This window comes from Shewanella sp. Sh95, assembly GCF_001308045.1.
Lineage (GTDB): Bacteria > Pseudomonadota > Gammaproteobacteria > Enterobacterales > Shewanellaceae > Shewanella > Shewanella xiamenensis.
The window spans coordinates 1-13,108 of the sequence record NZ_LGYY01000121.1 but is presented as its reverse complement, the minus strand read 5'-3'; the positions used below and the strand labels follow the sequence as shown (position 1 = coordinate 13,108).

Annotated in this window: 11 protein-coding genes, 4 tRNA genes and 1 rRNA gene; 1 reads left to right on the top strand and 15 read right to left on the bottom strand. The window is 45.9% G+C overall.

The window, feature by feature from the left end:
* Window positions 1–7: 7 nt before the first annotated feature.
* The 12 genes from rpoB to AEA42_RS09010 all read right to left on the bottom strand — a co-directional run bounded on the left by rpoB (window position 8) and on the right by AEA42_RS09010 (window position 9,605).
* The gene (rpoB, locus tag AEA42_RS09065) at window positions 8–4,045 is read right to left on the bottom strand and encodes a DNA-directed RNA polymerase subunit beta (protein ID WP_055647562.1); all 4,038 of its coding nucleotides are present in this window, start codon (window positions 4,043–4,045) and stop codon (window positions 8–10) included.
* A 242-nt stretch (window positions 4,046–4,287) separates the two neighbouring features.
* Entirely contained in the window at window positions 4,288–4,656 is a 369-nt protein-coding gene (gene rplL, locus AEA42_RS09060; RefSeq protein ID WP_007644333.1) for a 50S ribosomal protein L7/L12, read from the bottom strand.
* Window positions 4,657–4,710: 54 nt separating this feature from the next.
* A complete protein-coding gene (gene rplJ, locus AEA42_RS09055; RefSeq protein WP_011070609.1) occupies window positions 4,711–5,211 on the bottom strand; it encodes a 50S ribosomal protein L10 in 501 nt (166 codons plus the stop codon).
* Window positions 5,212–5,476: 265 nt separating this feature from the next.
* Complete coding sequence (gene rplA, locus AEA42_RS09050; protein WP_011070608.1) at window positions 5,477–6,178, bottom strand: 50S ribosomal protein L1; 702 nt, start codon at window positions 6,176–6,178, stop codon at window positions 5,477–5,479.
* A 4-nt stretch (window positions 6,179–6,182) separates the two neighbouring features.
* Entirely contained in the window at window positions 6,183–6,611 is a 429-nt protein-coding gene (gene rplK, locus AEA42_RS09045) for a 50S ribosomal protein L11 (RefSeq protein WP_037430687.1), read from the bottom strand.
* Window positions 6,612–6,738: 127 nt separating this feature from the next.
* Entirely contained in the window at window positions 6,739–7,290 is a 552-nt protein-coding gene (nusG, locus tag AEA42_RS09040) for a transcription termination/antitermination protein NusG (protein WP_011070606.1), read from the bottom strand.
* A gap of 9 nt (window positions 7,291–7,299) precedes the next feature.
* The gene (gene secE, locus AEA42_RS09035) at window positions 7,300–7,671 is read right to left on the bottom strand and encodes a preprotein translocase subunit SecE (protein ID WP_037418403.1); all 372 of its coding nucleotides are present in this window, start codon (window positions 7,669–7,671) and stop codon (window positions 7,300–7,302) included.
* Between the two features lie 271 nt (window positions 7,672–7,942).
* On the bottom strand, window positions 7,943–9,127 hold the full coding sequence (gene tuf / locus AEA42_RS09030; RefSeq protein ID WP_055647561.1) for an elongation factor Tu: 1,185 nt from the start codon (window positions 9,125–9,127) through the stop codon (window positions 7,943–7,945).
* 116 nt (window positions 9,128–9,243) lie between these two features.
* A tRNA-Thr gene (locus AEA42_RS09025) sits at window positions 9,244–9,319 on the bottom strand.
* A gap of 9 nt (window positions 9,320–9,328) precedes the next feature.
* A tRNA-Gly gene (locus AEA42_RS09020) sits at window positions 9,329–9,402 on the bottom strand.
* Between the two features lie 35 nt (window positions 9,403–9,437).
* A tRNA-Tyr gene (locus tag AEA42_RS09015) sits at window positions 9,438–9,522 on the bottom strand.
* 7 nt (window positions 9,523–9,529) lie between these two features.
* Window positions 9,530–9,605: transfer RNA gene (locus AEA42_RS09010), tRNA-Thr, on the bottom strand.
* A gap of 234 nt (window positions 9,606–9,839) precedes the next feature.
* On the opposite strand from AEA42_RS09010, the gene coaA reads away from it, so the two are divergent.
* Entirely contained in the window at window positions 9,840–10,790 is a 951-nt protein-coding gene (coaA, locus tag AEA42_RS09005; protein ID WP_037417855.1) for a type I pantothenate kinase, read from the top strand.
* A 2-nt stretch (window positions 10,791–10,792) separates the two neighbouring features.
* Here coaA and birA read toward each other — a convergent pair whose 3' ends face one another.
* From birA to rrf, 3 genes are all read right to left on the bottom strand, one after another.
* Complete coding sequence (gene birA, locus AEA42_RS09000) at window positions 10,793–11,752, bottom strand: bifunctional biotin--[acetyl-CoA-carboxylase] ligase/biotin operon repressor BirA (RefSeq protein ID WP_055647560.1); 960 nt, start codon at window positions 11,750–11,752, stop codon at window positions 10,793–10,795.
* Window positions 11,745–12,770: a UDP-N-acetylmuramate dehydrogenase gene (gene murB / locus AEA42_RS08995; RefSeq protein WP_055647563.1), complete on the bottom strand. Its 1,026-nt coding sequence runs from the start codon at window positions 12,768–12,770 to the stop codon at window positions 11,745–11,747. The genes birA and murB overlap by 8 nt, the downstream gene beginning before the upstream one ends.
* Before the next feature lie 217 nt (window positions 12,771–12,987).
* Window positions 12,988–13,103: ribosomal RNA gene (gene rrf / locus AEA42_RS08990) — 5S ribosomal RNA — on the bottom strand.
* Window positions 13,104–13,108 lie beyond the last annotated feature (5 nt).

The following is a 13,108-nucleotide window of genomic DNA, read 5'->3' as shown; positions in this document are numbered from 1 at the left end:
GCGACGCTTATTCCTGATCCAACTCGATATTAATACCGAGTGAACGGATCTCCTTCAGTAATACGTTGAAGGACTCTGGCATGCCAGGCTGCATCTGATGGTTACCGTCGACGATGTTCTTATACATCTGAGTACGACCGTTAACGTCATCCGATTTCACGGTGAGCATTTCTTGAAGCGTATAAGCGGCACCGTATGCTTCGAGTGCCCACACTTCCATCTCCCCGAAACGCTGACCACCGAACTGAGCTTTACCGCCCAATGGTTGTTGAGTTACTAAGCTGTACGAACCGGTAGAACGGGCGTGCATCTTGTCGTCAACTAAGTGGTTCAGTTTGAGCATGTACATGTAACCAACAGTTACTGGACGCTCAAATTCGTTACCGGTACGACCATCAAATAATTTCAGCTGACCAGAGGTTGGCAAGCCTGCAAGCTCAAGCATCTGCTTGATCTCTTTCTCTTTAGCACCGTCGAAGGCTGGCGTAGCAACTGGGATACCGCCTTTCAGGTTGTTCGCTAAGCGCAATAACTCATCGTCAGTGAATGAATCGATGTCAACGCGCTGCTGCACTTCGTCACCTAATTCGTACACTTGCTTGATGTAGTTACGAACTTCTGCAAGTCCCTTCTCGCGCTGATCTTCCAGCATGGCAGCAATCTTGTTACCAATACCTTTAGCCGCAGCACCTAAGTGAACTTCAAGAACCTGACCGATGTTCATACGTGATGGAACGCCTAGCGGGTTCAACACGATGTCCACAGGGTTGCCTTGCTCGTCGTACGGCATGTCTTCAATTGGGTTAATCTTAGAGATAACACCCTTGTTACCGTGACGACCCGCCATCTTGTCACCTGGTTGGATAGTACGTTTAACCGCTAAGTAAACCTTAACGATCTTCAGTACGCCCGGTGCCAAGTCATCACCTTGGGTGATTTTGCGACGTTTGATTTCAAACTTCTTATCGAAGTCTGCTTTCAGCTCTTCATGCTGTTCAGCTAATTGCTCAAGCTCAGTTTGTTTGGCTTCATCATCAATGACTTGAACCAATACATCTTTACGTGGCAATGCTGCGATCTGTGCTTCAGTGAAACCGGCACTTAATAATAAGTTGCGCGCACGGCTCAATACGCCTTCTTCAAGGATCTTGAACTCTTCGCCTAAGTCTTTACGAGCTTGGGCAATGTGCATTTCTTCGATTTCAATGGCGCGTTTGTCTTTCTCAACGCCGTCACGGGTAAATACCTGAACGTCGATGATGGTACCTTTAACAGAGTTAGGTACACGCAGTGAGCTGTCTTTCACATCAGACGCTTTCTCACCGAAGATGGCGCGCAGTAACTTCTCTTCTGGAGTCAGTTGTGTTTCGCCTTTTGGCGTCACTTTACCTACCAGAATGTCACCGCCCTTCACTTCTGCACCGATGTAAACGATACCTGACTCGTCGAGTTTCGACAGCGCAGATTCACCTACGTTTGGAATGTCAGCCGTGATTTCTTCGCTACCCAGTTTGGTATCACGAGCGATACAAGACAGCTCTTGAATGTGGATAGTGGTGAAACGGTCTTCCTGTGCAACACGCTCAGAAATTAAGATCGAGTCTTCGAAGTTGTAACCGTTCCAAGGCATGAACGCGATACGCATGTTCTGGCCAAGGGCTAAGTCACCTAAGTCAGTAGACGGACCATCTGCTAACACGTCACCACGAACGACTGGCTCACCAACAGAACAACATGGACGTTGGTTGATACACGTGTTTTGGTTAGAACGGGTGTACTTAGTCAGGTTGTAAATGTCGATACCCGCTTCGCCTGGGCGCAGCTCGTCTTCATTTACTTTAACGACGATACGGCTCGCATCAACGTAATCGATCACACCGCCACGTTTAGCGGCGACTACTACGCCAGAATCCACAGCGAGCGTGCGTTCAATACCCGTACCTACTAGCGGCTTTTCAGAGCGCAATGTTGGTACCGCTTGACGTTGCATGTTCGCACCCATCAATGCACGGTTGGCGTCGTCGTGTTCTAAGAACGGGATCAGTGACGCAGCAACAGAAATGATCTGTTGTGGCGATACGTCCATGTATTGAATGTCAGACGCGCGCATAAAGGTAGATTCACCTTTGTGACGACATGCGATCTGCTCTTCAACCATGCGGCCTTCAGAGTCAACTTCGATGTTCGCCTGTGCAATCACATAACGACCTTCTTCAATCGCTGACAAGTATTCCACTTCGTCAGTGATCACACCGTCTACCACTTTGCGGTATGGTGTTTCTAAGAAGCCGTATGAGTTAGTACGGGCAAAGCTTGCTAATGAGTTGATTAGACCAATGTTTGGACCTTCAGGGGTCTCAATTGGACATAAACGACCATAATGCGTTGGGTGTACGTCGCGGACTTCGAAGCCTGCACGTTCACGGGTCAAACCACCTGGGCCAAGAGCAGAAATACGACGCTTATGCGTTACTTCTGACAGCGGGTTGTTTTGGTCCATGAATTGTGACAGCTGAGAAGAACCGAAGAACTCTTTCACTGCAGCAGAAATTGGCTTAGCGTTGATTAAGTCTTGTGGCATCAGCTCGTTCAGATCGCCTAATGACAGACGTTCACGCACGGCGCGCTCAACACGGACTAGACCAACACGGAATTGGTTTTCAGCCATCTCACCCACAGAACGAATACGACGGTTACCTAAGTGGTCGATATCGTCCACTTCGTCGAAGCCGTTACGGATGTGAATGATGTTCTTCATTACTGCAACGATGTCTTCTTTAGACAGTACGCCACTACCTTCGTCATCAGGAATGCTGAGACGACGGTTGAACTTCATACGACCGACTTTCGACAGGTCATAACGTTCTTCGCTGAAGAATAAGTTTTGGAACAGGGCTTCTGCTGCATCTTTGGTTGGTGGCTCACCAGGACGCATCATACGGTAGATCTCAACTAACGCTTCTAAGCGGTTAGTGGTTGGATCAATACGCAGAGTGTCAGAGATGTAAGCACCGTGGTCCAGCTCGTTAATGTATAACGTGCTCAACTCTTTGATGCCTGCCAGTGATAACTTCGCTAAGTCTTCTAAGCTGATTTCACTGTTAGCAGAAACTAATACTTCGCCCGTGTCCGGATCGATGTAATCTTGAGCAGCATATTTGCCCACGATGTACTCAACTGGTACTTCGAGCTCAGTGGTGTTGGTTTTTTCGAGTTGGCGAATGTGACGTGCCGTCACGCGACGGCCCGCTTCAACCAATACAGTACCTTCAGCATCCTTGATGTCGTAGCTGGCGGTTTCGCCACGCAGACGCTCAGGGACTAAGGTCATAACCAAAGTATCTTTCTTGATCTTGAATTCAACACGTTCGAAGAACAGGTCAAGGATCTCTTGAGTAGAGTACTCTAATGCACGCAGAATGATGGTCGCTGGTAATTTACGGCGACGGTCGATACGTACGAATAGTGCATCTTTAGGATCGAATTCAAAGTCTAACCATGAACCACGGTAAGGAATGATACGTGCGTTATAGAGCACCTTACCTGATGAGTGGGTTTTACCACGGTCGTGATCGAAGAATACGCCTGGGCTGCGGTGTAATTGAGAAACGATTACACGCTCAGTACCGTTGATAACAAAGGTACCGTTGTCAGTCATCAATGGGATATCACCCATGTAGACTTCTTGTTCTTTAATATCTTTTACAGTGCCGGCCGCTGCTTCACGGTCATACAACACCATGCGTAATTTAACGCGCAGTGGAGCTGAATATGTAACACCACGGATCTGACACTCTTTCACATCAAAAACAGGCTCGCCAAGCTTATAGCTGACGTATTGCAGTTCTGAATTACCAGAAAAGCTCTTGATGGGAAAAACGCTACGGAAGGCGGCTTCAAGACCGCGCTCACCGGTAGGATCTTGATCGGTGAACTTCTTAAAAGAGTCTAACTGAATAGACAAAAGGTAAGGAATATCCAACACCTGTGGACGCTTACCAAAGTCTTTGCGAATACGCTTCTTTTCAGAATAGGAGTAAACCATGGGTTTCCTCTGCTTACGAGATGTGACCAAGACTGAATCAATAACCTGAGTTATTACATTCAGCACGTTTGCCCATCACCGTTGATGGCAAGAACCTAACCAGTAATCTCTGCTAGGGACTGCAAAATCTGGCGACAAACGGTGAAAAAAAATCGCCGGCGCATATAGCGCAAAAAAGGCCGACGGTTAAAAAACCGCCAGCCTCCACCCAAGTGGCTTGGGTGAGCAAGCTAAATAATAGCTTACTTGATTTCTACTGAAGCACCAGCTTCAACTAGTTCTTTCTTCAGAGCTTCAGCTTCTTCTTTAGAAACGCCTTCTTTAACTGCTACTGGAGCAGCTTCAGACATTGCTTTAGCTTCTTTCAGGCCTAAACCAGTTGCGCCACGGATGGCTTTAATAACTGCAACTTTGTTGTCGCCGTGTGCAGTCAGAATTACGTTGAATTCTGTTTGCTCTTCAACAGCAGCAGCAGCTTCGCCACCACCAGAAACAACAGCAGCAGCGGCAGAAACGCCGAACTTCTCTTCCATTGCTTCGATCAGTTCAACAACTTCCATTACAGACATAGCTGCAAAGGCTTCTAAGATTTGGTCTTTAGTGATAGACATAACAAATGTTTCCTATTGTTCTGAATTCAATTCTATTAAGCAGCCAGCTTGAAATTAAGCGGCTTCTTGTTTTTGATCGCGCAGGGCGGCCAGTGTACGAACGAACTTGCCAGCAGATGCTTCTTTCATAGTCATCATTAACTGTGCTAGTGCTTCTTCGTATGTTGGCAGTTTCGCCAAACGATCAATGTCAGCTGCAGGGATGAAATTCCCTTCAAAGGCTGCGCCTTTAACTTCGAAGTTAGCTTGCTCTTTAGCAAAGTCTTTTAACAGACGAGCTGCAGCACCTGGGTGCTCGTTAGAGAAAGCAATCAAAGTTGGGCCAGTGAACGTTTCTGCTAGGCACTCAAATGCAGTACCTTCAACAGCACGACGAGCCAGAGTGTTACGTACTACACGTACATAAACACCAGCTTCGCGAGCTTTTTTACGCAGACCGGTCATAGCACCTACAGTTACACCGCGAGAATCAGCGGCAACTGCAGATAGCGCACCTTTGGCAGCTTCGTTGACTTCAGCAACAATCGCTTTTTTGTCTTCGAGTCTTAATGCCATTGGCTTTACTCCTGGATTCTACCTAGGGTATTCCCTAGTATTTACCATACTAAATACTTATGTATTTAGTGACTTACGGTGCAGATTATCCAGTAAAAAAATTTAGCTGGGGCCTGACACCGTCTACGCAGGAAATTAAGTAAACCGTTAAAGTAAACACCTGCGGTCTTGGACGGAAGCCTAATTAATGATGCTTAAAGCATCAAAAATAGGCTTCAACCCACAAAGTGCGCGCATTATAGACTAATGCACTCACCTTGTAAAATTAGTTAGCTGTTTCGAGAGAAGCTTGGTCAACAGCAACACCTGCACCCATAGTGGTGGAGATGCTTACTTTTTTCACGTATACACCTTTTGCAACTGCAGGCTTAGCCTTTTTCAGTGCAGAGATTAACGCTTCCAAGTTTTCTTTCAATTGAACTGGTGTGAAATCCACTTTACCGATAGTAGTGTGGATAATACCGTTCTTGTCGTTGCGGTAACGAACTTGACCTGCTTTAGCGTTCTTAACTGCTTCAGCAACGTTAGGCGTTACTGTGCCAGTTTTTGGGTTAGGCATTAAGCCACGTGGGCCTAAAATTTGACCTAACATACCAACAACGCGCATTGCGTCTGGAGATGCGATAACTACGTCGAAGTTCATTTCACCGGCTTTGATTTTCTCAGCCAGATCATCCATACCAACAAGTTCTGCACCAGCAGCTTTAGCAGCTTCAGCATTCGCACCTTGTGTAAATACTGCAACGCGAACGTCACGACCAGTACCGTGTGGCAACACAGTTGCACCACGAACGTTTTGGTCAGATTTACGTGGATCGATACCCAGGTTAACAGCAACGTCAACACTTTCAACGAACTTAGCAGTTGCTAATTCTTTTAACAAAGCAACAGCGTCGTTGATTTCGTATAATTTAGTACCGTCAACTTTCTCGCGGATTACGCGCATGCGTTTAGTTAGTTTTGCCATTATATTAACCCTCTACAACCAAACCCATTGAACGCGCAGTACCTTCGATTGAGCGAGTCATCGCTTCAATATCAGCACCAGTCATATCGGCGGCTTTCATTTCAGCAATTTCCTGAATCTTAGCACGAGCGATAGTACCTACTTTCTGAGTGTTTGGACGTGGAGAACCTGATTTCAGGCCTGCAGCAGTCTTCAGTAAGTAAGAAGCTGGTGGTGTCTTAGTTTCGAAAGTGAATGAACGGTCACTGTATACAGTGATCACGACTGGAATAGGCATGCCTTTTTCCATTTTTTCTGTACGAGCGTTGAACGCTTTACAGAATTCCATGATGTTCACACCTTTCTGACCCAGAGCTGGACCAACTGGTGGTGAAGGGTTCGCAGAACCTGATTTCACTTGTAGCTTAATATAAGCATCAATCTTTTTTGCCATCTGACATTTCCTCAGTTTGGGTTCAAACGCATATCAGCGACATGCCAACATGCTCCCCCGAAAACAACGGGTGCGGATTATATAGAAATCCGCACCCGTTGCCAAACGGATTTTGTATTTAATTTAATCAGCCTTTTTCGACCTGACTAAAATCGAGCTCAACTGGTGTAGAACGACCGAAGATCATTACCGACACTTTTACGCGGCTCTTGTCATAATCCACTTCTTCAACGGTACCGTTAAAGTCAGCAAATGGACCATCACATACACGCACCACTTCGCCTGGCTCAAAAATAACGCGGTGAGTTGGCGAAGCTGTGGTTTCTTGTAAGCGACGCAGAATAGCATCCGCTTCTCTATCTGAAATTGGAGCAGGACGATCAGATGTTCCGCCAATAAAGCCTAAAACACGCGGGATGCTTTTGACTAAATGCCAGCTATCATCGTTCATTTCCATCTGGACCAAAACATAACCAGGGAAAAACTTACGCTCGCTCTTACGACGCTGGCCTGCACGCATTTCAATGACTTCTTCAGTCGGAACTAAGACTTCACCGAAGTATTGTTCCATGCCGTGCATTTTAATGTATTCAATCAGTGACTTACAAACTCGGCCTTCATAGCCAGAGAATGCCTGCACTACATACCATCTTTTTTTAGCTTCTTTAGCTTCAGTCATTCGAGGTGCCTATACGCCAGTGATAAAATTGACAATTCGCATTAACACTGCATCTAAACCCCATAAAATGAGAGCTAAGATACCTGTTGCAGCAAGGACAATAAAAGTGGTGTTAAGCGCTTCTTGACGTGTTGGCCATACGACCTTACGCACTTCAATTTGCGACTCACGCGCGAATGCTAAAGCTTTTTTACCCTTTTCGGTTTGCAGGGCAATAAAACCAGCAATAGCGAATGCAACGATAACAGCCAGTGCGCGGATCACGGCACTCGCCTCGCTATACATTTGATTGCCAATAACAGCAGCGGCCAGCAATAGGATCGCTAAACCCCACTTCACGATATCCAGAGAGTTAGTCTGGTTTTCAGTATTTGTTGTCATCGGTTATTCCGTTACTCAATACGGCCTGAGCTTGAGCACAATAATTAGGGACATACGACCCAGTTACAATACGCTTTAGATACTCTGAATCCCGAATACCCTTAGAAACGCATGTTGCATAAGCTCAGGGTCAAAAATCGGCCATAGATTGTATTCTGATTCGACTTTGTTAGCAAGGATGCACAACAGTTGCAACCCACAAAACCCACTAAATAATCGACTTAAACAAAAAAGGAAGCCTAAGCTTCCTTTTTTCTAATCACAATTGCTATTAAGCAATGATCTTAGCTACAACACCAGCGCCTACTGTACGGCCACCTTCACGAATTGCGAAGCGTAAACCTTCGTCCATCGCGATTGGGCAAATCAGCGTAACAACCATCTTAATGTTGTCACCAGGCATTACCATCTCTACGCCTTCTGGCAGTTCAATAGTACCGGTTACGTCAGTTGTACGGAAGTAGAACTGTGGACGGTAGCCTTTGAAGAATGGAGTGTGACGACCACCTTCTTCTTTTGACAGAACGTAAACTTCTGATTCAAAAGTAGTATGAGGGTTGATTGAACCTGGCTTAGATAATACTTGACCACGTTCTACGTCATCACGCTTAGTACCACGTAATAAAATACCACAGTTCTCACCTGCACGACCTTCGTCAAGCAGCTTACGGAACATTTCTACGCCAGTACAAGTTGTCTTGGTTGTAGTGCGGATACCAACGATTTCTACTTCGTCGCCCACTTTAACGATACCACGCTCTACACGGCCTGTTACTACTGTACCACGGCCAGAAATAGAGAATACGTCTTCGATTGGCATCAGGAATGGCTTATCGATATCACGCTCTGGTTCTGGAATGTAAGAGTCTAAAGCTGCTGCCAGCTCAAGGATCTTCGCTTCCCACTCTGGCTCGCCTTCTAGCGCTTTCAGAGCTGAACCTTGGATTACTGGTAAGTCATCACCTGGGAAGTCGTATTCTGATAACAGTTCACGTACTTCCATTTCCACTAATTCTAACAGCTCAGCATCGTCAACCATGTCACATTTGTTCATGAATACGATGATGAATGGTACGCCAACCTGACGAGACAGCAGGATGTGCTCACGTGTTTGTGGCATTGGACCGTCTGTAGAAGCAACTACCAGGATCGCGCCGTCCATCTGTGCAGCACCAGTGATCATGTTTTTAACATAGTCAGCGTGGCCTGGGCAGTCTACGTGTGCGTAGTGGCGAGTTGGGGTGTCATACTCGATGTGAGAGGTATTGATGGTAATACCGCGCTCACGCTCTTCTGGAGCGTTATCGATTTGAGAGAAGTCTTTAGCTTCACCACCGTAGGTCTTAGCCAGTACGTGAGAGATAGCTGCAGTCAGAGTGGTTTTACCATGGTCAACGTGACCGATGGTGCCCACGTTAACATGGGGCTTAGAACGTTCAAATTTAGCTTTAGCCATGGTATTGCCTCAATCCAAGAGTCTTGGTGATGAAAACATACATATAGAAAAAATCCGATGCATATAAATGACATCGAACCGATTAATTTAGGTATAGGAGCTTAATTCAGAAAGGCTGGTGCTGATAGGCAGATTCGAACTGCCGACCTCACCCTTACCAAGGGTGTGCTCTACCAACTGAGCCATATCAGCAACTAAATTTGGAGCGGGCAGCGGGAATCGAACCCGCGTTATCAGCTTGGAAGGCTGGAGTAATACCATTATACGATGCCCGCGCAACCTAACTAAGGCTACCTAACTACCTAGAAAATGGTGGAGGGAGAAGGATTCGAACCTTCGAAGGCGGAGCCGTCAGATTTACAGTCTGATCCCTTTGGCCACTCGGGAACCCCTCCAGTAAAATGGTGCCGGCACCAAGAGTCGAACTCGGGACCTACTGATTACAAGTCAGTTGCTCTACCAACTGAGCTATGCCGGCAAATCATTTCGGAACGGGATATTAGGTAAATGTGTGCCCAAGTGCAAGCGAAAATCGACGATTTGTTTAAAAAAAGCAATCAAATGATGCTTTTTTACCCTCAAACTGTTGTTGGCAAGCATTTATCCAGTAAATAAGGCTAGAAGAGCTAGAAACCGAGCTTCATGAATTGATTTTATATTGTCGATACTTAAGTCATGGTGTACTGTGCGATTCCTAAGCCGAGGAAAGCCAATGACGTCAAAAAATCCAATTCAAAAAGCACTCTATCTTGCCTTTGAGCGCGCACAATGGTCTGTTTTGAGGGACGCAGTGCCAATGACGCTGAGTGAACAAGACTTGGAGAATCTTCGGGGTATCAATGAGAAGGTTTCGCTCTCCGAAGTCACTGATATTTATTTGCCTCTGAGCAGGTTGCTTAACTTAATTGTAAAAGCCAAACAACAACGTGGTTTAGTCCTTGATGAGTTTCTCGGGCAAAAGCCCTCAAGCAGCCCTTATATCATCAGCATTGCCGGTAGTGTTGCCGTGGGTAAAAGTACCACTGCGCGTATTTTACAGGCGTTACTAAGCCAGTGGCCCGAGCATCCTAAAGTCGATTTAGTTACGACCGATGGTTTTCTATATCCTCTGGCAGATTTGAAGCGTAAAGGGCTATTGCAGCGCAAAGGCTTTCCTGAAAGTTACGATATGAAGATGTTGGTCGAATTTATTTCGGCGGTAAAATCCGGGCAAGCCCATGTAAATGCGCCTATCTATTCCCACGTGACTTACGATCGTATTCGCGGCCAGCATCAAACCGTTTCGCAGCCCGATATTTTGATCCTCGAAGGACTGAATGTTTTACAAACAGGTTTAGATTCGCCAGTCGATATACGGCGCCCCTTTGTCTCCGACTTTGTCGATTTTTCGATTTATGTCGATGCCGAAGAGCATTTATTGAAGCAATGGTATCAAGAGCGCTTTTTGCAATTTCGCAAAGGGGCATTTAGTGATGAAAAGTCCTATTTCCATCACTATGCTAGCCTGACGGATGATGAAGCCTATACTATAGCGGCGAAAATATGGGACACAATCAACGGTCCCAATTTGCAGCTCAATATTCAGCCCACAAGGGAACGAGCGCATCTGATCCTACAAAAAGGACAAGATCATTTGATGTCACACGTTTTACTGCGTAAATAATCTTATCTTGCTCTTAAACTGATTTCTCCGCCGATATAGGCTTGTATGCCATCGGCGGTTTCTAACAATACTGCACCTTGTTCATCGATCCCTCGACAGATGCCGTCAACGTGATTCTCACCCATGAGTAAACGAATTTCTTTACCATGGAATAGATCTGCCTGTTGCCAGCGCGTTTTAAAGGCTGCCAGCCCTTCACGCTCAAACAACTGTATGTCTCTCTTCAACTGTTTGTGTAGTGCAATCACGAGATCTGTTTTATTTGGCATATCCGTCAAGCTAGACAAGTCGCTCCAAGGCTGGTCAATTCCCTTACCTTGGTCTTCCGACATAGCCATGTTAACACCAATACCAATGATTAATTGGCACTCGCTATCCGCCTGCCCGGACATTTCAATTAAAATCCCAGCAAGCTTTTTATAATTAAGGTAAATATCGTTTGGCCATTTCACGCCGATATTATCAACACCAAAGGATTTCAGTACCTCAACTAAACTACAAGCCACCACTAGGCTTAAGCCCATGGCCTGTGCCATCCCTTGGGGGAATGACCAAAACTGAGAGAAATACAAATGATGTCCATAGGGAGACACCCAAGTTCGTCCTCTACGTCCTCGTCCCGCTGACTGGTACTCAGCCACACATACATCGCCACTTTTAAGCTCACTGGTATGGCTTAACATAAAGCCGTTAGTGCTCGGGATTTCATCAAAGTAAAAGCATCGATTATCGATCGACTGAATTAAACGAGCCGAGTCGATAAGGGAGATGGGATTAGCTAACTTGTAACCGCGGCCTTTGACACTGTAGATCGCCACACCATAGTCTTCCAAAGCATCGACATGCTTGCTCACCGCCGCACGAGAAATACCCAGTTGTGTCGCCAATTCTTCACCTGAGACAAAATGTTCGCTCGACAGTAATCCCAGTATTTCGCGTTTTCTCACCCAGTTATCAGACATCGAGACTCGTCTCCCCTGTTAATCCCATAATTCTTGGCTCGGCTTCTAGCTTAACGCCAAAAACCTCATTCACTCGCGCAATAACATGTAATGCTAATCGACAAATATCTTGGCCAGTTGCATGGCCTAAATTGACTAATACTAAGGCTTGCTTCGCATGCACTCCCGCGTTTCCTAGGGCAAAGCCCTTAAGACCCGCATGCTCAATCAGCCAACCAGCAGCAAGTTTAACCTCACCATTGGGTTGAGCATAACCAACAATGCTTGGAAAGCGTTGAGCTAGTTCAATATAAACTGATGCGCTAACGATTGGATTCTTAAAAAAACTCCCAGCGTTACCTAGCACCTCAGGATTCGGCAGCTTCTCACTCCTCACCTCACAGACACGGTCAAAAATCTCCCTTGGGGTCACCGTCTCAGCGTTAAATGATTGCAACGGGCCATAGGCCAATTTTGGTTGCCAAGCTTTAGGGAGGCGCAAACCAACAGCGGTAATCACAGCTTTGTCGCGTAAGCTGCCTTTAAATATCGACTCGCGATATGAAAACTCACATTCATCGACCGTAAGCCTTAGTAAGTCGCCAGACTCGACATCAAGATATTCAACCCAATCACAAACATCACAAAACTCAACACCATAAGCACCGATATTTTGAATCGGAGCTGCGCCAACTGTGCCCGGGATCAGGGCTAAATTCTCGAGTCCAGGCATATTCTGCTCTAAGCTAAATAGGACCAATTCATGCCAGTTTTCACCCGCCTCAACATCAAGATAAAAGTGAGAGTCATCTTCAGAGCAGGAAATACCTTTAGACAATACTCGCACTACAGTGCCATTAAAATCATCGGTAAATACGATATTGCTGCCACCACCAAGCACAAGCATTGGTTGCTTTGATTGATATAAAGATAAGCAAGTCGTTTGCAGTTCCATCTTGGAATGGACTTCAATCAATGATGAACAGGATTGCTCTACGCCAAAAGTATTAAACGGTTTTAGCGAGTATGGAAAAGACATGATGATGTTCTGCCGCGATAAAAGCGACATTGTAAACGCTTCACCCTAGAATTGCAGCAAACTGAGATTGATCGGTAAAACAGATGCGTCATGACTCAAGCTTTTGAGCTTTTGAGCAAGAGTTAAAGATGAGCACAAACAAGTTGAGGAAGCCTTGAATAAAATATCAAAAACAAAAAAGCCAGCTTATTCAGCTGGCTTCATTGTTTAGTTAGGCGCTTGGCGATGACCTACTCTCACATGGGGAGACCCCACACTACCATCGGCGCGATTGCGTTTCACTTCTGAGTTCGGGATGGGATCAGGTGGGACCACAATGCTATTGTCACCAAGCAAAT

What these genes read in the sequence shown, in the direction of transcription:
- rpoB (WP_055647562.1), bottom strand. Translation starts at nt 4,045, where the DNA reads ATGGTTTACTCCTATTCTGAAAAGAAGCGTATTCGCAAAGACTTTGGT.
- rplJ (WP_011070609.1), bottom strand. Translation starts at nt 5,211, where the DNA reads ATGGCATTAAGACTCGAAGACAAAAAAGCGATTGTTGCTGAAGTCAAC.
- murB (WP_055647563.1), bottom strand. Translation starts at nt 12,770, where the DNA reads ATGTCTTTTCCATACTCGCTAAAACCGTTTAATACTTTTGGCGTAGAG.
- coaA (WP_037417855.1), top strand. Translation starts at nt 9,840, where the DNA reads ATGACGTCAAAAAATCCAATTCAAAAAGCACTCTATCTTGCCTTTGAG.
- tuf (WP_055647561.1), bottom strand. Translation starts at nt 9,127, where the DNA reads ATGGCTAAAGCTAAATTTGAACGTTCTAAGCCCCATGTTAACGTGGGC.
- birA (WP_055647560.1), bottom strand. Translation starts at nt 11,752, where the DNA reads ATGTCTGATAACTGGGTGAGAAAACGCGAAATACTGGGATTACTGTCG.
- secE (WP_037418403.1), bottom strand. Translation starts at nt 7,671, where the DNA reads ATGACAACAAATACTGAAAACCAGACTAACTCTCTGGATATCGTGAAG.
- nusG (WP_011070606.1), bottom strand. Translation starts at nt 7,290, where the DNA reads ATGACTGAAGCTAAAGAAGCTAAAAAAAGATGGTATGTAGTGCAGGCA.
- rplA (WP_011070608.1), bottom strand. Translation starts at nt 6,178, where the DNA reads ATGGCAAAACTAACTAAACGCATGCGCGTAATCCGCGAGAAAGTTGAC.
- rplK (WP_037430687.1), bottom strand. Translation starts at nt 6,611, where the DNA reads ATGGCAAAAAAGATTGATGCTTATATTAAGCTACAAGTGAAATCAGGT.
- rplL (WP_007644333.1), bottom strand. Translation starts at nt 4,656, where the DNA reads ATGTCTATCACTAAAGACCAAATCTTAGAAGCCTTTGCAGCTATGTCT.